The sequence below is a fragment of the Niallia tiangongensis genome, assembly GCF_044704065.1.
Classification (GTDB): Bacteria; Bacillota; Bacilli; order Bacillales; family Cytobacillaceae; genus Niallia; species Niallia tiangongensis.
Map to the genome: position 1 here is coordinate 2,872,812 of NZ_CP162613.1, position 17,204 is coordinate 2,890,015.

15 protein-coding genes and 2 pseudogenes are annotated in these 17,204 nt (G+C 34.1%); 6 read left to right on the top strand and 11 right to left on the bottom strand.

Annotated features, from left to right (window positions below; genetic code table 11):
* Positions 1 to 4: 4 nt before the first annotated feature.
* Entirely contained in the window at positions 5 to 790 is a 786-nt protein-coding gene (locus AB3U99_RS13785; RefSeq protein WP_400241780.1) for a hypothetical protein, read from the bottom strand.
* Positions 791 to 1,114: 324 nt separating this feature from the next.
* On the opposite strand from AB3U99_RS13785, the pseudogene AB3U99_RS13790 reads away from it, so the two are divergent.
* Positions 1,115 to 1,306, top strand: a pseudogene (locus tag AB3U99_RS13790) (YdcF family protein); the annotation flags it as partial.
* A 158-nt stretch (positions 1,307 to 1,464) separates the two neighbouring features.
* Here the strand turns inward: AB3U99_RS13790 and AB3U99_RS13795 are convergent.
* Positions 1,465 to 1,803, bottom strand: a complete 339-nt coding sequence (locus AB3U99_RS13795) for a DUF4870 domain-containing protein (protein ID WP_400241782.1) — start codon at positions 1,801 to 1,803, stop codon at positions 1,465 to 1,467.
* A 401-nt stretch (positions 1,804 to 2,204) separates the two neighbouring features.
* Between AB3U99_RS13795 and AB3U99_RS13800 the strand changes: the two genes are divergently transcribed.
* The gene (locus AB3U99_RS13800) at positions 2,205 to 2,762 is read left to right on the top strand and encodes a GNAT family N-acetyltransferase (RefSeq protein WP_400241784.1); all 558 of its coding nucleotides are present in this window, start codon (positions 2,205 to 2,207) and stop codon (positions 2,760 to 2,762) included.
* Between the two features lie 160 nt (positions 2,763 to 2,922).
* Here AB3U99_RS13800 and AB3U99_RS13805 read toward each other — a convergent pair whose 3' ends face one another.
* The 4 genes from AB3U99_RS13805 to AB3U99_RS13820 form a co-directional block, all read right to left on the bottom strand.
* Complete coding sequence (locus tag AB3U99_RS13805; protein WP_400241786.1) at positions 2,923 to 4,566, bottom strand: FAD-dependent oxidoreductase; 1,644 nt, start codon at positions 4,564 to 4,566, stop codon at positions 2,923 to 2,925.
* Between the two features lie 181 nt (positions 4,567 to 4,747).
* On the bottom strand, positions 4,748 to 6,046 hold the full coding sequence (locus AB3U99_RS13810) for an arsenic transporter (RefSeq protein WP_400241788.1): 1,299 nt from the start codon (positions 6,044 to 6,046) through the stop codon (positions 4,748 to 4,750).
* Positions 6,047 to 6,060: 14 nt separating this feature from the next.
* A complete protein-coding gene (locus tag AB3U99_RS13815; RefSeq protein WP_400241790.1) occupies positions 6,061 to 6,420 on the bottom strand; it encodes an ArsR/SmtB family transcription factor in 360 nt (119 codons plus the stop codon).
* A 190-nt stretch (positions 6,421 to 6,610) separates the two neighbouring features.
* Positions 6,611 to 6,949 carry an ArsR/SmtB family transcription factor gene (locus AB3U99_RS13820; protein WP_400241792.1) on the bottom strand — a complete coding sequence of 113 codons (339 nt, stop codon included), beginning with the start codon at positions 6,947 to 6,949 and terminating at the stop codon, positions 6,611 to 6,613.
* Between the two features lie 168 nt (positions 6,950 to 7,117).
* Here AB3U99_RS13820 and AB3U99_RS13825 point away from each other — a divergent pair, with 168 nt between their 5' ends.
* Positions 7,118 to 8,482 carry an MATE family efflux transporter gene (locus tag AB3U99_RS13825; protein WP_400241794.1) on the top strand — a complete coding sequence of 455 codons (1,365 nt, stop codon included), beginning with the start codon at positions 7,118 to 7,120 and terminating at the stop codon, positions 8,480 to 8,482.
* 407 nt (positions 8,483 to 8,889) lie between these two features.
* On the opposite strand, the gene AB3U99_RS13830 is transcribed toward AB3U99_RS13825, so the two are convergent.
* Entirely contained in the window at positions 8,890 to 10,137 is a 1,248-nt protein-coding gene (locus AB3U99_RS13830; RefSeq protein ID WP_400241796.1) for an IS4 family transposase, read from the bottom strand.
* 1,187 nt (positions 10,138 to 11,324) lie between these two features.
* On the opposite strand from AB3U99_RS13830, the gene AB3U99_RS13835 reads away from it, so the two are divergent.
* Together AB3U99_RS13835 and AB3U99_RS13840 are read left to right on the top strand one after the other, a co-directional pair.
* Positions 11,325 to 11,807: an Hsp20/alpha crystallin family protein gene (locus AB3U99_RS13835; RefSeq protein WP_400241798.1), complete on the top strand. Its 483-nt coding sequence runs from the start codon at positions 11,325 to 11,327 to the stop codon at positions 11,805 to 11,807.
* Positions 11,808 to 11,826: 19 nt separating this feature from the next.
* On the top strand, positions 11,827 to 12,246 hold the full coding sequence (locus AB3U99_RS13840; protein ID WP_400241800.1) for an Hsp20/alpha crystallin family protein: 420 nt from the start codon (positions 11,827 to 11,829) through the stop codon (positions 12,244 to 12,246).
* Between the two features lie 65 nt (positions 12,247 to 12,311).
* On the opposite strand, the gene AB3U99_RS13845 is transcribed toward AB3U99_RS13840, so the two are convergent.
* Together AB3U99_RS13845 and AB3U99_RS13850 are read right to left on the bottom strand one after the other, a co-directional pair.
* Entirely contained in the window at positions 12,312 to 12,815 is a 504-nt protein-coding gene (locus tag AB3U99_RS13845; protein WP_400241801.1) for a GNAT family N-acetyltransferase, read from the bottom strand.
* Between the two features lie 466 nt (positions 12,816 to 13,281).
* Positions 13,282 to 13,920 (bottom strand): annotated as a pseudogene (locus AB3U99_RS13850) (CAP domain-containing protein); the annotation flags it as partial.
* Between the two features lie 488 nt (positions 13,921 to 14,408).
* Here AB3U99_RS13850 and AB3U99_RS13855 point away from each other — a divergent pair.
* The gene (locus AB3U99_RS13855; RefSeq protein WP_235252781.1) at positions 14,409 to 14,654 is read left to right on the top strand and encodes a DNA alkylation repair protein; all 246 of its coding nucleotides are present in this window, start codon (positions 14,409 to 14,411) and stop codon (positions 14,652 to 14,654) included.
* A gap of 597 nt (positions 14,655 to 15,251) precedes the next feature.
* Here AB3U99_RS13855 and AB3U99_RS13860 read toward each other — a convergent pair.
* Both AB3U99_RS13860 and AB3U99_RS13865 read right to left on the bottom strand, forming a co-directional pair.
* On the bottom strand, positions 15,252 to 16,073 hold the full coding sequence (locus AB3U99_RS13860) for a hypothetical protein (protein ID WP_400241804.1): 822 nt from the start codon (positions 16,071 to 16,073) through the stop codon (positions 15,252 to 15,254).
* 137 nt (positions 16,074 to 16,210) lie between these two features.
* The gene (locus tag AB3U99_RS13865; RefSeq protein WP_400241806.1) at positions 16,211 to 17,116 is read right to left on the bottom strand and encodes a CobW family GTP-binding protein; all 906 of its coding nucleotides are present in this window, start codon (positions 17,114 to 17,116) and stop codon (positions 16,211 to 16,213) included.
* Positions 17,117 to 17,204: the final 88 nt, after the last annotated feature.

The following is a 17,204-nucleotide window of genomic DNA, read 5'->3' on the forward strand; positions in this document are numbered from 1 at the left end:
TATATTAATGATTTGTATACGCTAATATTTTCGCCAATAAAGCATATAAATGGATTACTTCTCTATGAGAGGCATGTGGATCAATTGTTAATAAAGGTAGATTCGGATCCATGAAACGCTTTGACCACTCTTTTGGCATCCATCCTTTTCTCAAATGTGCTAATACAATACCATCTTCTTTCTCAAAATGATATTCCATGTTTCCAAAGCTCTTTTTCATCCTGATTGTATTTTCACCATATAAAAAAATACGCAAAGATCGTTTATCTGTTTTAAGCTCCATTATAGTGCTAATAATTTTATTGTCTTTATTTAAAATCTCTATCCTATTACTCTTCATTCTAATCGTATATTGAAGCTCGTCCTCAGTATTATAAAATCCATATAATTTTGCATAAAACCGGTCAAATAAAAATGGAAGATACCAGCGAATGACGGAAAATTTCACGTCTTTAATTTCTCCAATTTCTTGTCCATTTCCATCAAAAATAACCATACGCAATGAGGGGGCGGGTAAAAAGGATAAAACAACTGTGTTTGTTTTTAAAATGGATTTAACTTGACCGAATGAAAATACTGTATCTACCTTTTCGAATCGTCGTTTATGTAAATAATACTGGCTATAGCAAGTTACGCTATAGCATCCAAATGGCACTAAAAGCAAGAAATAAGTAATGCTAGAATGTCTAAAAATAAACAGCACAGTGAAAAGAAAAATTGGAATGCAACTAATTAGACTAGCGTTTAAAGCGGAAACGGCTGTGTATTTATAATATTTTTCTATATTCATAACGAGTCTCCTTTATTTCCATTCTTACTTACAAGATAGGATTGTGAGTTTATGCGTATTTTTAAATCTTTAGTATCTATTCTATTAATTTCTACTCAAATCTATGATTAGTTGGAGGAGACTTTTTAAAAAAAATGATATTTATTCTATTAACTTGCCTATTATTTTCATTTATTACCTATATATCTCTTATTTAAAAATAAAAACACAGCAGCAATTAGCCAACAAATGAGGTATCTTATTTGATCGTATTAAGAGTAAAAGTAAATGGAGATTAGCTTTCGTCGTGCAGAAATCGCTTAAAATTATTGGGAAAATAATCAATCTACAAAAATAATTGTAACAAGAGGACAAGGGAATGGAGCGGATATAACAGAAGCATCTGCATTAATGAATTATTTTAAGGAAAAAATAGTCCCTAAAGATTGTATTCTTTTAGAAGATAAATCCATAAGCACCTATGAAAACATTCAATTTACAGGGATTTATTTTCCATTAACAAGACGATTATCGTGAGTAATGCTTTCTATTTTTATAGAGCATTAGAAATGGAAAAAAACATAAAATAACAGCATATCCCCTATCTGCAAATACACAAAAATCAGTAAGGATAGTATTATACTAAGTGAATATGCTGCCATTCTTAAAATGCGTGTAAGCTATAGCAAAATGTACTATTTAATAAAACGAATCGTTAAAGGAATATGGTACTCTTGTCCCTCATAAGATTTTATTGCTGCGATAATTGTAAATACAAAAGCCATTATTCCAATAATAGGTAAAATAACCATTCCTATAATAATAAATACCAGAATCCAGGCAATAAAGGAATAGATCGCATAAGAAATTAAAAAATTGAAATATTCTTTACCATGATAATTAACAAAAGGAGAATCCTTTTTCACGAGCCAAATAATTAATGGTCCGATAAAAGTAGTAAAGAAACTAGATACGTAAATCAACATTGCAAAAATTCTCTCATCAGTTGATGATAAATCTTTTTTGAAATCCATTAGTAACCTCCAAATAGTAAGTATAATTGCTATATTATTATATACGATTGATTGAATTAAATGTTTCATTTTCATTTAATATTTGTCCGATTATTTAAAGTATGTTCATTTACCTATATAACTATTTAGCCTCCCTCACCTTTACATTTCTTCATTAAATTTTTACATTTTGTTTGTATTTTCCTATTTTCATTTTCAACGTAATTTTGTATGATATAGAAAGGTAATTTGTTATCATGAGATAATAATAAAAGATGGGAAGGCAAATGGTGCGCCACCGCTTTGGTTCTAGTGGGTTCGATTCCCACCCCGAAATTTTTTTTCAATTGGATTAAAAATTTCGAGGGTGGGCTTTTCTTTATCAAGAGTAAGTTCTGCCCTCAGGACATGGAGGGTTTATTATGTTAAAGAAAAGAGACCTTGAGGAATGCCAAGCATTATATCCTTTAATGACGCATTCAGATGTCTTCCCATTTGTGCGTCAAAAAGCTAATTCTTATGAAGAATACCTTTTTCTAACAAAACAAACAATGGAAGCAGAAGAAAGAGGTGAGCTTATTTCAAGAACCATTTTGGATGAATGGCAAAATCCAATTGGTACGATAAGTCTATATGATCTTAATGACAATATTGGCTTTCTTGGTACATGGTTAGGGAAACCCTATCATGGAAAAGGATACAATAAATTAGCAAAGGAACTGTTCTTCTCGGAGGCATTCTTTGAACTAAATATTGACACCATATTAATGCGAATCAGAAGCACTAATATACGTTCTCTAAAAGCAGCCGAAAAGCTTCCTTATGCTATTTCTGCTAATGAGGCAAGAAGCAATCTTTTACAAACTTTAAATAGTTCTGGCACTACTTATCAGCTATTTGAAATTCCTAAAGATTTATTTACCCTTTATACTTTACGTCAAACTACTGAAAAGAGTACAAATGATCTCAGAGAGGCGTAAGCTCATTAGCCAACTGTCAATAATCTACTAAGGTCAGGGATAGCTCAAGTGTCTATCTACTGATCTTATTTCATTTCTTGCGTTTTTTATCTAAATTTTGCGTGTAAAAAAAGAACCAATAAGTATTGAGCTTAAAGGTTCCTTCCAATGTTTGCTATCCTTATTTTCTCTTCTTATAGTTTTGATAATTCTTATTTCCACCAGAAAGATTATAAATGTCACTGTATCCTAAATTTCGTAATACATTTTGTGCAGCATTGCCTGTTACACCACTATTGCAATATGTCACAGTAGGGAGGGACGGATCGAGATCCTTTGATTTTTCTCGCAACTCACCTAGCGGTATATTAATGGCACTATCCACACATGAAGCTTGAAATTGTTTTGCAGCACGTGTATCAATTACCTGTATAGCTTCACCGCTTTTCATTCTTTCAGTTAAAGCACTTGGTGTAATTAATTTATTTTTCTTTTCTATAGCATTTTGCAAAGCCATCCCAGTATACATAACAGGATCCTTTGTTGTACTAAATGGTGGAGCATACGCAAGATCAAGATGGAATAAGTCTTCTGCTTTTGCTTTAAATGTAATTGCTGTAACAAATACATCAATTCGCTTATCCACCCCTTCTTCCCCCACTATTTGAACACCTAAAATTCTACCTGTTTCTCGATCTGCAATTGCCTTAATGATTAATTCTTTCCCGCCAAGATACTCCGCTCTGGCAGGTTTGATATTGTGCAGGATTTCAATTGTATATCCTTCTTCCAATGCTTCTGTTTCATTCATACCAGTTTGTCCAACAGCTAAGTCAAAAACCCGGAGAATGCCTGTACCTAAAATACCACGATGCTCTAAAGATCCGCCAGTTATCACATCACCAGCTATTCTTCCCATTTTATTGGCTGTACTACCTAATGGACGATACAGTGGTTTCCCTGTTATTAAAGAATAACTTTCCGCAACATCACCTACTGCATACACATCTGGTATATTTGTTTGCATTTTACTATTTACGACGATCGCGCCCGATTGACCAATATTAACACCTATTGCCTCTGCTAATAGTGTATTGGGACGGACACCAGTTGCTAAAATGACCATATCTGTTTCTAAAAATTTTCCTGATTTTGTTTGTATTTCCTTTTTATTTATAGCTGTTACTTCCTCATTTAAAACGAGATTTACTCCTTTTTTAACTAAGTGCTCTTCCACACGTGAAGCCATATCCTTATCCAAATGAGACATAACTTGATTACTGCGCTGCACTAGCGTTACATCTAATCCTCTCGTTTTAAGCTGTTCTGCCATTTCTAAGCCAATATAACCTGCGCCAATAATAGTAGCCTTTTCGGGTTGCTTTTCTTTAATGAATTTTTCGATAGCTTTCGTATTTTGAATGGTTCGAACCTGAAAAACATGCTCCAATTCTACACCACTAATTTCAGGAGTAATTGGTGATGCACCTGTTGCAAAAACTAATACATCATATATATCCTCTTTTACTTCGTTTGTATCTAAGTTTTTCACTTGGATTTTTTTCTCTACTGCATCGATACTGGTAACTTCATGTCGGATAAAAATGTCTACATTATATCGTTTTTTAAACCAAGATGGAGTCCTTGGTGTTAAAGTTTCCAATTCATCTATTTCTCCACCTAAAAAATAAGGAATTCCACAAACTGAATAGGAAATATCATAATCTGCATTATAGAGTGTGATATCTGCTTGTTCGTCATTCCTTCGTGCTTTTGCTGCTACAGATGTACCTGCTGCTACCGATCCTATTATGATAATTTTCATGTTCATCCTCCTATTATAATTAATTTATTTTTTATCGTTAAATCGATTTTAACTCTCTTTTTTTACGTCTTTTTTCAAATGATTTATTGAGTTAAACTTAATATCAGGCTCGCTCCTTCCACTCTTGTATTTTTATAATACGGAAAGCAACAACAGCCTTTTTAAAGGTTTAACTTACCAGCTATGAAAGGAAAGAGAGCCAAAAATATAAGCCAATTAAAGTAATGAAAAGGGTAGGAATAGTTAAGATAATTCCTGTTTTGAAATAGGTTCCCCATGAAATCTTTACCCCTTTTTGTGATAATACGTGAAGCCATAATAAGGTTGCAAGAGAACCAATCGGTGTAATCTTTGGTCCTAAATCGGAACCAATTATATTTGCATAAATTAATCCCTCTTTGATTACTCCAGTTGCATTAGTATCTGCTATTGCTAAAGCATCGATCAGCACAGTCGGCATATTATTCATTATGGAAGAAATAATAGCAGCGATGAATCCCATGCCAATGGTCGCAACAAACAATCCCTGATCTGCAGCTGCTTGAATAACGCTTGTAAGCAGGCTGGTTAGTCCTACATTCCGAAGACCATAAATAACAACATACATTCCAATCGAAAAGAAAACAATTGCCCATGGTGCTCCCTTCATTACATTCCGAATAGATACAGCCTCGCTTCTTCTTGCAAAAAGGAGAAAAATAATTGCGATAATGCCAGCAACAAACGATACTGGAATCGCTAAAAACTCACTTCCTAAATAACCAATAAGTAAGACGGCTAAGATGATCCAAGAAATACGGAACATTTTTTGATCTTTGATTGCTTCAACTGGAGCCCTTAAGTGGCTTAAGTCATACGTCTTTGGAATTCTCTTACGAAAGTATAGGTATAACACAAAGATACTTGCTAATAAGGAGAAGATATTTGGAATAATCATTCTGGATGCATATTCAACAAATCCAATACCAAAAAAGTCAGCTGAAACTATATTAACTAAATTACTTACCACCAAAGGCAAGGATGTTGTATCGGCGATAAATCCACTTGCAATGATAAATGGAAAGACCATTTTTTCTTCTAGCTTTAATGCTCGAACCATTGCTAATACAATTGGAGTCAATATAAGTGCTGCGCCATCGTTTGCAAACAACGCTGCAACGATTGCACCTAAAATCGAAACATAAATAAACATTTTAAGCCCGTTACCATTCGCAACTCGAGCCATATGTAGTGCTGCCCATTCAAAAAAGCCAATTTCGTCTAAAATCAAAGAGATAATAATAATAGCTATAAATGCAAGTGTTGCATTCCAAACAATCCCTGTTACATCAACGACATCATTATAATCAACTACACCTACCAGCAATGCTAGTATTGCGCCCCCACAGGCAGACCAACCAATCGAGAGATTTTTCGGCTGCCAAATAACCAATGTTAATGTTATTAAAAAAATAATTATTGCCAAAACTGTATGTAACAAAGTGTCAACCTCCATTAATTGCATATAATTCTAAATCCTTTTTCTTCTAACCAATCGATTTTTTCACGTTGACTTGGGATGTGCTTCAATAGCTCCATTATCATTTCGTAATAGTCACTAGTGTTATTTAATGAATAGAAAACCCACTGACCTTTCTTTTGTTCCTTTACAATTCCCAAATCTCTCATTTTACGAAGATGCTGACTAATCGCCGGCTGTGACATATTAAAGATTTCTACAAATTCACACACACAGCATTCTTGTTCAGACAACAAGCCTACAATACCAAGTCTTGTTTTATCCCCTAGTAGTTTTAAAACACTTGCTGTCTCTTTTAAAGATAATTCTTTTAAAGATTGGTCTTTTTTGCTCATTTTTATCCTCCTTTCTACACGATTTCCTTTTACATAAGCTTATTGTTATATAATTATTTAAAAAAAAAGAAAAAAAATACTATGTTTATTAGTATTTGTATCTATTCATTTAATATATAATTATATTCTTATATAGATATGTTATCAGTAAGAAAAAGGTGCTGTCAATACAATTACATTTTTTTTACTTTTAATTACAAGAAATTCTTAGGCCTTGATCATCTAACCAAATAAATTTTTCTTCTTGATCAGGTACGTACTTTAGAATATCTTTAACCATCGAAAAATGTATATTTTGTTGATCTAGAGAATAGATTACCCACTGTCCCTTTCTTTGTTCCTTGACCAACCTAGCATCCTTTAACTTTCTCAAATGTTGACTAATAGCAGGTTGAGACAATTGAAACACATCTACAAATTCACATACACAGCAGTCGTGAATCATTAGCATCCCTACCATTGATAACCGTGTTTTATCCCCTAAAAGTTTTAAAATATTTGTTGCACTGTCTAATTGTTTCGAAGACATATATTCTCATCCATTTCCATTCGTATTTAAATTTCATCATAATCTGTTCATTTTTACTACAAACCACTTTTATGCAAATAATTTAGAAGTTTCCGTTTCTTTCATTCCTTCATTCTCCCTATCTATGGTATAATACGAAACGTTATTGTTAAGAAAGAGGCCAAAAAGATGAAACAAACAAATTCAATTAATCAAAAGTTAACACAAATGATCGTTATTTTAATGCCTATACTTGTTACACAGGTTGGCATATTTGCACTAAGCTTTTTTGACACGACAATGTCTGGACATTATAGTCCAGTTGACTTAGCAGGAGTAGCAGTAGGGAGCTCCTTGTGGACACCAATCTATACAGGACTCAGTGGGATTCTTCTTGCTTTACCTCCAATCGTTTCCCAATTAATGGGTAGAAGCGAACCACAAAAGGTACGATTTTCAGTTATCCAAGCTTCGTATCTTTCTTTTAGTATGGCTGTAACACTTATAATAATTGGCTACTTCTTTTTAGAGTCCATATTAGGAAGTATTGGGTTAGAAAAAGAAGTCTTTGACGTTGCTTACCATTACTTAGTGGCCTTGAGTACGGGGATTATTCCTATTTTCTTATACTTTGTTCTTCGTTCTTTCATTGATTCCCTTGGCCAGACTCAGATTACCATGTTTATTACTTTAATTGCCATTCCGATTAATGTAATATTAAATTTTGCACTTATCAATGGTATATGGATATTTCCCGAGCTAGGTGGAATAGGAACTGGTTATGCAACAAGTATAACGTATTGGATTATGTTTTTTATTGCCATTTATATCGTGCATCGAAAACAGCCTTTTGTTTCGTTTCAATTATTTACTCAATTTTCAAAAGTATCTTGGACTAAATGGAAGGAAATTTTGACAATTGGGATCCCGATTGGTTTTTCCGTGTTCTTTGAAACAAGTATCTTTAGTGCTGTGACAATTCTAATGAGCAATTACGATACCAATACAATTGCTGCACATCAATCGGCAATTAACTTTGCCTCTCTCTTGTATATGGTTCCTCTTAGCATTTCTACAGCATTAACCATCCTTGTTGGTTATGAAGTTGGAGCCAATCGCATGAAGGATGCAAAAACATATAGCTGGCTAGGAGTGGGACTAGCGTGTTTTATTGCATTTATAAGTGGAATAATTCTGTTAACGTTCCGAATGAATATTGCTGAAATTTATTCAAAAGATTGGGAAGTTCTAAATCTAACAGCACACTTTCTTATCTATGCGATATTCTTTCAATTATCAGATGCCATTCAAGCACCAATTCAAGGGGCTTTACGAGGCTATAAAGATGTAAATGTTACACTTCTTATGAGTTTTCTATCATACTGGGTGATTGGCTTACCAAGCGGCTATCTTCTTGCTATGCATACCAATTTAGGACCCTTTGGCTATTGGATTGGACTCATTATAGGTCTTGCTACCGGTGCCATTTTCTTAACAAGTCGATTAATAAAGCTACAAAAGAAAAAATTTGCTTTTCCACAATATCAGAATTAAAAAAGAACTGCGCCTATCATATTAAACCGTTCCGTTTTGAGGTACATTTTTTAAAATAAGTGCTGAAATGACGATCGGATTGGCATCATTATTGATATTTAAAAAGGGAAAACTCGCCGTAGTAATAGGCGAGTTTCTTAATTAGGAAAATAAAACCTCACTCACAAGTGATATGGATATGGTTCATCGTAATCTTTTAAATAAGATGTCTTCTCCTCTCCTTTATCGAAGAACCGCGAAAGTAAAATAAGCGGAGATTTTCCACTAGCATTGCAAAAATATCCACAAGGGTATATCAGGGTTACTTTATATGGGTTTTAAGAATAATTTTTCCATACCTATTTCTTGGTTCTGAGCCAAAAAGTTAAGGGGGTTGTAATCGAACTTAATTATCCAAAAATTGGATATTATTTTCTTTTTTTCTTATATTTTGCCATCGAGCTAGTACTTACCCCCACTGGTTTTACCATGGCCACCCCTGCATCATAAAGTTCAATTTCATTTGGCGGGTGCTGGCTCTTTTGTCTTCCTTTCGATGTTCTTTCTGGTAAACGGTGTAACTCATGGAGAAAACTTTTCCATGTCCTTTCGGCATAGATGCGGAGTAAGGTGAGTACTTTCCAGGTGGTCTTCTTAGTTTTCTCAACTAACCTAATATATAAAGTGACACAGTACGCCGTCATAGCAAAGAAAATCTGATTCCAAATCCCTTGGGGTTGGGTACTTTGTAGTTTAACTAGACGTAGATGTTGTTTCATCCACTTGAAAAACAGTTCAATGATCCAACGGTGCCGGTACAATTCGGTTACTTCTTCAGATTTCAAATCCCAACGATTGGTTACGACACGGTATTCTTTCCCCTTTTCATCTGTAAATTCAACAAGACGAAGGGGCTGTTCCATGGATCTGAAGTTACTCCCCATGACGACTAAGGCGTCTAGCTTAACCCTGCTGCCATCGGGAACTTCATAGGATTTTATAATGTTCGCCTTATGGCCGGCCTGGATACGCATGGCGAATGGAATCTGGTTTCCCACCCAATGGTCCATTTTTTTGTAATCCACATAGCCACGATCCATCACATGGGTCCCACGAGAATCTATCACGAGCTCAAGCATGACTTCACGATCATCTACATTACCTGTATAAGGAATGAGCATGTCGGGATAAGCTGTGCCGGGATCCGTTACCACAATCCGAGTATGTAGCTTCACGCAATTACTATGCTTTGTAAAATACGTCCATTTTCCTAATGTAGGTCCAAGAAGCAGAGAAGAAGAATCTACGAGATGAAGACGAACCAAAGAAGGGAGCCCTTTTTTGCTACTCGTCAGCTTATTCAATTGACTAACAGCGGCAAGAAATAACTGCCGTGGGAGGATTGAAGGTAAAGCATTGACTCGACGACAAAGTTGAGAAGCACTAATGCTAGTAAGGCTAAACAGTTCCTCTGTCCCTTCCATAGCGCGAATACGTTCTTCTGTTTCCTCGTAGGATTTCCAATTTCCCAATTGCATGGCGACACAAATCCTCATTAGATTAGCGGTGGTCAGTTTTTTAACACCGTTGTCTAAGAACGAACACTTAAATGTTTCAAACGGTAAGAAAGATAGGTATTTACTAAATACAGTCTGATTTGATATGATGTTATCCATGAAAGTCTCCTTTAGTAGCAGTCACGGATAACGTGGGTTCAGCTTCTACTTTAAGGGACTTTTTTACTTTCGTCCATAAAACAGGAGGCTAGGACAAAACTAAATAGCCAATCTGTAAAGACGAACTATCCTTAATTTAGCTCTTAAATAAAGGCTACTTTTTTCATGCTAGTTATTTATGATTTTAAATATAGTCAGTGTAAAAACTAATTCGTATTTAAAGATTGTTTTTCTATAAACTATTATGGAAATAGAAAAAATTTATTAATTGGAAAGACGGAGCAGCCTGAATACACGTAGACTCCTATGGGAGCTGCGAGAAAGTCCGAGACCCTGCAGGAGCGTGAGCGACGAAGCGGCTCGGCGCTCGCCCCATGGAAAGCGAAGTGTATTTTAGGCTGCGGATAATAACACCATCTTTACTGAAACAGCCTTTTATAAACCAATATAAATCCGAATAATCATATGGAAGTATCGTATGGTTGTTCGGGTTTATTTATGGCTGGAATACTTATGTCCCAGCCTCGTGTTTAAATTTATTTTTTGACCTGTGGATACATATGCAATGCTAGTGGAGATTTTCCGGTTAAATGCAGAATGGAGCTTGTTTCGGAGTAAATAAGTGGAGTTTTTCCACTTATGAACAGTAAAATCACCCATTTCCGGAGATTTCGAGGCAATAGGCGGAATTATTCCTTCTATTTATCAGCTCTGATGTTTTAACCTGATCTCCCAACCGATAAGTGCGGACCCTCTCAATCCCAGATGAGGGAATCAGTAGCTTTTTATCGACCAGCTTATAAAGATCAATTAAATTGGTACTCAAAACAGCACTACAAATGACAGAAGTTTTGACCCTCTTTTTTAGTTGTACAACACTTATTGTCCATCAAAATAATGTTGTCAATTGCTATGTCAAATCTAAAGAAATTCCGCAGAAACCTTGATAAATAAAGAAAAGACGTATGCCAATTCATATCTTTTCTTGTGTCGTTTAGTAAGAATGCACCCGAAAACGGAACCCTTTACTATCATATGCATAGCTCTTTTTTGACTATTTTAAGTAATCGTTCGTTTCAATAATCTTTTTGCGGAAAATGCCAACTAGGCAAATACACACTTTTATCATCCGTGAATACAATGAAAAATAAGCATATATTTGCAAAGTGAGAAAGGATGAATTTCCAATGTTCCCATGGAATTTATTCCCTTTTAATAAAGATTCAAAAAATAGAATGGATCAAATGAATCCCCAAGATATACAAAAGTATGTGCAAGAAATGATGGATAAACTTATGCCAGAATCTCTTCAGAAAATGGAACCAGATAATATGTTCGAGAGCTTTTCTAAAGGAGCAAATTTTCGCAACGATAACATCCACCATTCAGAAAAATTCAACTATGTTGTATTTGAAACCCATCATCACGTCTATGTAAGAATTCCTATCCTAGACAGCAGCTGGCTAGATCATATTAAGATTTTCTATACATCTAACCAAATAATCATAGAGCATATTCCTTCATTTGAAGACAAACATGCTATTACACTGCCTGCCATTGTAAGAAAAAAAGGCTCTGCTGCCGTTTTCAAAGATAATATTTTAGAGATAAGGATTCAAAAGAATAGTGATATTCAATATTCAGAGATTGATGTGACAGAAATGAATTAATTAGGAAGAGGAGATTTTTATGAGTTTTGATAACTTAAAAAAAATCTATCAATTTTCAGAGAATAGCCATAAGGAAGATTATTGGAAAGAAATGTTTGGATCAAGTGACAAGGAGTGGTTAAACCTTCCGATAACATCCATAAAGAATAGTGATGCTTTCCCAGCATGTGATTATTATATATTTGATTCTCGTTATTATATCGATATAGAGTTACCAGGAATGGATTTGAACCATTTAAGGATTCATATTAATAATAATACCCTCCACATTGAAGGATATTACCAAACCCTTCTTCCTAAAAGTTCATATCTTTTAAAAGAACGACAGAACAAACATTTTATTAAAAAAATCAGTATCCCAATATATGTGAATGAGAATAATATTAAAAAGAAATATGAGAATGGAATATTACAGCTTTCCTTTGCTTGTAAAGAGTAGAAATAGGAGGGGATTTAAACCTTTCCTCCTATTTCCTTAAACTCAGTTCGTTTTAATAATAGGAATCATAGAAATAACTTATCATAGCAATAAAACGGTTTGTCTTTTCCTTCAAAATAAGTGGAACCAACTTTATTATATCCATTTTTCACAAATAAGTTTTGTGCTTTATCATTTAATGAATATGTATCGGTTTTCAAATAGAATATATCTTGTTCAATGGCGTATACTTCAGCGAATGCTAGTAAATTACTCGCAATTCCAGCCCCACGAATATCAGGGTCAACAACTAATCGATGTATAACCATGTACTCTGTATTGTGATAAGTCCAAGCGATTTCCTCATAATTTTTTCCACCAATTTGATCAATTGTAATAGAACCAACCACTTTATCATCAATAATAGCAACAAAGAGGTTTTTATTTTCAATATCTATTTTAAAGCTATTTTCATTAGGGTATTTATGAGACCATTGATCATTTCCTTCTTCTTGCATAATCACTAAAGCCTTTTTTACAATCTCCATGATTGTTGGTAAATCATCTATATGCCCTTGTCTAATTTCCACTTGTAATTTCTCCTATGCAATAATTTCTTCACTGGTATCTCTTTTAGTTAGTGTGCTTTTTCTAAAAGTAGATATTCAGGAAAAATTATTATATAAATTTATGCCCAAAAATACCACTATTTTGTTTAGCAAACATCTATATTTCTATAATTTCTTTTTTCAGAATTATCAACCATAAAGTAAAACTTCCATCAGTGGGGGTCTTCCTACCACTACCACTCCCTCTGATGGTTAGTTGAACCGTTCGTACCTTACGGACAGTTGATCTCCCACCTATCTTTCTCGAATTCCCATAAAACTTGCTGTTGCGTCTTACTGAAATTTAAGACTGGGATAAAATTCTGGCTTACCAAATCATTTTTCTTCAAGATATTGAAAAAAAACAACTCCATCAGAAAACATTCTGTAGAGCTGCATTTTTAATCGTTTTATTTCCATAATAAGATAGATGTTATTTTCCGATAAATTGGCCATTTGCAATATTTTCACCTGCAGCTTTATACGTGAAGCCAAATTGCTTCATCATATCAAAAGGACTGCCATAGGTTGGGCTTGTATGATCAAAATAATTATTTGTACTCATATCTTGTGACTTTGCTCTGGCAACATTACTTAATTCACTATCTAAAGTCAGGGCTGGCAAGCCATAGTTAGCTCTTTCTTTATTTGTTAGTTCTACTACTTCTTATTCATAAGCGCTTACCGAAGCAGTTGCATCTTCAGTATTATTTTTAGTGGGTTCAGCTACCTTATTATTTTGTGAAGTAGTGGTTTCAGGCTTTGATTGATTTTGTTTGTTCTTTTTATCTTTATGTTCAGGTTTATGCTTTTTAACTTCCTTTTGTTTATTTTCATATTGATACGTTTGTTGTTTTCCAACTGAACCTCTTAGTTCATTCCATACTTTATCCATATCAAATTGATAATTAGTAGAAAAATTATTTATCATTTTATTAAGATGGTCTTCTGAAAGATTATATGATTGATAGATTACTTTTGCCTCATTTGGTTGAATGGAAGCAGCCTCTGTTTTGCTTGCTAGTGGAATTGCCATCATTAAAGTTGATGCTGCTGCTACTGAAAAAATTACAATTTTCTTTTTCATTCTATATTCCTCCTTGGTTGTCCAAATCGAAAAGTATAAGATATTTGTTGTTTTCGACTTACACCAGCATCATAACATAGTTTTTGTCATATTTTTGGATGAAAAAACCAGTTAGTAGTTATATTACATAGAATATTGGGAGGAAAAATAGATTAATCAACCAAAATTTATTCTTTATTATCTCTATAACTCATATGGATGATAAAACCAGTTAAGATAAATACTTTATTTACACCCATATTTTTGTCAATAAATGATGCTTGACAGACTTTTTTTTCGAGTGAAATTAACATTAAAGTCAATTTGTTTACAAAAATGTACGGTTTGTTACAAGTGGATCTAAGAGAACTATTTTTCATTTTGAGCATGTGTTAATTCTCACAGTAAATAAGGAATCCTCATTATTTCTACAGCTGCTATATGCATAAAAAAACGACATGCTTGGAAACATAAATAGGAATAATATCTAAAAAGAATGGAGTAATGATATGAATACACCGTATTGCTGCCCCAATTGCAAAACGAATCGAAGTCGATTTAATATTATTAAGCAAGTTTCTCAATCAGTTAAATTAGATCCACAAACAGGTAATGTTATGGAGGAATATTCATCTGATAACCTATCTCCTTTCCATATGGGATATTCTGGACCAGAATATCGAATTCAGTGTGCTGCTTGCGGATTAGTGGAAGACGAAAAAACATTTATAAAGTTTGGAGAAATGAAGGGATAACGAGAAGTAACCTTTCAGTAAATTGAAACTTGTGTGGGGATTTCCCTTCATTCCCCACTGTAAGATTAGATTAGATGAAAATTCAGACTAACGGACAGTTAAACTACCTATCTTACGCTCAAATGCAAGAGGTAATAGTCCTGTTGCGCATAAAAGTGGGGAAAATTGAGTTTACTCAAAAAAGAGGAGTTATGGTACAAAAGTATTTTACTTAAAATGAATACAATAATTGAGGTCTACTATTATACCTGCAGCCTGAATACCACTTCGCTTTCCAAGGGGAGAGTGGTATTCAGGCTGCTCTGTTTTACTTATTAATTAGTGTTTTTTGATCGTTTATTGAAAAAGACACTTTAAAAACGAAATAGAAAGGAGGAGAAAGCACTGAATAAGTATAGTTCTCCAAATTAAATGAGGATTTATCTATTTGAAAGCGAGCTATTGCCTCAATAGAGGAAAGGATTAGCCCCCGTCGTTCATGCAGAGAGGAGGCATAGCTTCCTCCTCGGCCCTCGAATGTCTGCATCTATAACCAATGGAATGACTTTTTTAAAATCCATAGATAAACAATATGAGAAGTAGCATTATTTATAGCTATTAAAATAGTGGTTCTTCTACTTTAACCTTCCAAGGTTCTAGTGGGGAGCTTCTGATTATTACTAGCTCCTTGTTTATACTTTTTGGTTTCTCGTTCTTAACGTAAATATTCCACTCAATTGGAAGATTAATTTGTAATGCTTGTTCAAACTGTTGGTGGTCAGGCTCTTGTAATTGATTAATTTTAATATTCTCTATTGGTTCTAACTCAGTCAACCATTCCTGTTTCGTTGAAATATATGTTAAAATAGTAGTGTCCTTTTCCTTTATTCCGGCAGTATATGCTTGGGCAACATCGCTAGGATTCATCTGGTCTAAGTATTCTCTTAAATTGCCTGCAGCCTTATACACCATTAATTTATGGGAAAAGTCCATCTTCTCTGTCTTATGGGTAGTGCTCCCTAAAAAATGCACACAGAAATGACCTGGAAAGTCGTTATTTAAAGCGCCTGCCCCGTGTGGCATTCCATGCATCGATGCAGCAAACAATTGGTCATCTAACATAATAAGAATCGCTCTTCGTCGCCAACTCCATTTTCCTTCATATATTTCTTTCATTATCTTTGTATCTTTAACAGTTAGTGGCTGTACATCAGCATGCTGGCTTCCAGCTCTCCGTTGCACCATAAACTGCTTCCCTGACTCTATATCAATAATGGTAAACTTCCTGTATTTAGGAATCATTTCATTAATTGTATTCCATTTTAACAGCTGCATATCAAAGCTAATTGGAGAGGCAATTTCTTCTTCTGCACCTCGCACAGGAAGAGCAGTAGCCAGTAATTGAAAACAGATAACAATAAATAAAATTTTACTGTACACAAAGGACCCCCCTTCACTTTTATTTGAATAATGAAAGTTTGCCCCTTTTTCTCTTCTGTACTCTTTTCATTTTACTTATCGTTAAAAATTACCAAATTATATCGCTAAGTACAATCATTCCTTAAAAATAATAAATTTTATAATTTATTCAGCGCTTCTTCAACCTTTTTCCAGTCAATGTTCTCCCCTATAAATACCATATTTAATGGCATTTTCATGTCCTCTTTCATGAACAAAGGCATTCCGTATGAGTATTGAAACAAATCTGGATATTTTGCTTGATGAAATGGAACATATCCTTTTATTCGGTAAATCGTATCAGGAAGCTCTCTTAAAAAGGTTTCAAATTGATCTGCAGCAATCGATTTTTTAAACGTATACACAAATGTACTCAAATGTAAATTATGGATCGATGTTTTTTGTATATTTTCGTATACCTGACTTTCCATCTCCAGTAATTTTTCAAATGGAAATTTAGAAAAGGTTGTTAATATGGTAAATGCATGTGGACAAATAGATTGAAGTTCAAAGCTAATTTTTGCTTTTTCTGCTTCTGTCAGTTGATCTTCTTTATTAATGATTAGTAAACTAGCATGTCTAGCTTGCTCAATGATAAGCTGTTGAACTGGAGCATTTAATGTGGCTCGCTCTAGCCACTGCTTTCCATTTATTACTGTTATAATCCCTTTAAATCGAAGACAATCTGCGAAAACAGGAGAAAGAATTCCATCGATTGTTTCTACTGGATGTGCAGCTCCTGTTGTCTCAAAATATATCACATCTGGTTTTTCTTCCACTAATAATGTTTGAATTTGTGCTTCCACTTCATCTTGAATGGTGCAGCAAACACATCCTCCAAGTAACTCTTTTAAAGGAGTATCTTCATCTATTTCACTCGAGTCAATTGAAACTTTTCCTAGTTCATTCATTAAAACTGCGACTTTTCGCCCAATTCCCTTCTCTTTTTTTAATATTTCCTTTAATAAAGTTGTTTTTCCACTACCTAGAAAACCGGATAATATATATATATCTGTCTGTTTCATCTTTATAACTTCCTTTTACTATTGTCGTTTTACTCTTGAAGCTGATTTGAAAACAGCCTATGAAAAAGAGGATGACAATGTGTCACCC

Bases quoted from the DNA above. Each gene is read 5' to 3' on its own strand.
- AB3U99_RS13795 (WP_400241782.1), bottom strand. From the start codon at position 1,803: ATGGATTTCAAAAAAGATTTATCATCAACTGATGAGAGAATTTTTGCA.
- AB3U99_RS13805 (WP_400241786.1), bottom strand. From the start codon at position 4,566: ATGAAAATTATCATAATAGGATCGGTAGCAGCAGGTACATCTGTAGCA.
- AB3U99_RS13820 (WP_400241792.1), bottom strand. From the start codon at position 6,949: ATGTCTTCGAAACAATTAGACAGTGCAACAAATATTTTAAAACTTTTA.
- AB3U99_RS13835 (WP_400241798.1), top strand. From the start codon at position 11,325: ATGTTCCCATGGAATTTATTCCCTTTTAATAAAGATTCAAAAAATAGA.
- AB3U99_RS13830 (WP_400241796.1), bottom strand. From the start codon at position 10,137: ATGGATAACATCATATCAAATCAGACTGTATTTAGTAAATACCTATCT.
- AB3U99_RS13825 (WP_400241794.1), top strand. From the start codon at position 7,118: ATGAAACAAACAAATTCAATTAATCAAAAGTTAACACAAATGATCGTT.
- AB3U99_RS13840 (WP_400241800.1), top strand. From the start codon at position 11,827: ATGAGTTTTGATAACTTAAAAAAAATCTATCAATTTTCAGAGAATAGC.
- AB3U99_RS13865 (WP_400241806.1), bottom strand. From the start codon at position 17,116: ATGAAACAGACAGATATATATATATTATCCGGTTTTCTAGGTAGTGGA.
- AB3U99_RS13800 (WP_400241784.1), top strand. From the start codon at position 2,205: ATGTTAAAGAAAAGAGACCTTGAGGAATGCCAAGCATTATATCCTTTA.
- AB3U99_RS13815 (WP_400241790.1), bottom strand. From the start codon at position 6,420: ATGAGCAAAAAAGACCAATCTTTAAAAGAATTATCTTTAAAAGAGACA.
- AB3U99_RS13855 (WP_235252781.1), top strand. From the start codon at position 14,409: ATGAATACACCGTATTGCTGCCCCAATTGCAAAACGAATCGAAGTCGA.
- AB3U99_RS13785 (WP_400241780.1), bottom strand. From the start codon at position 790: ATGAATATAGAAAAATATTATAAATACACAGCCGTTTCCGCTTTAAAC.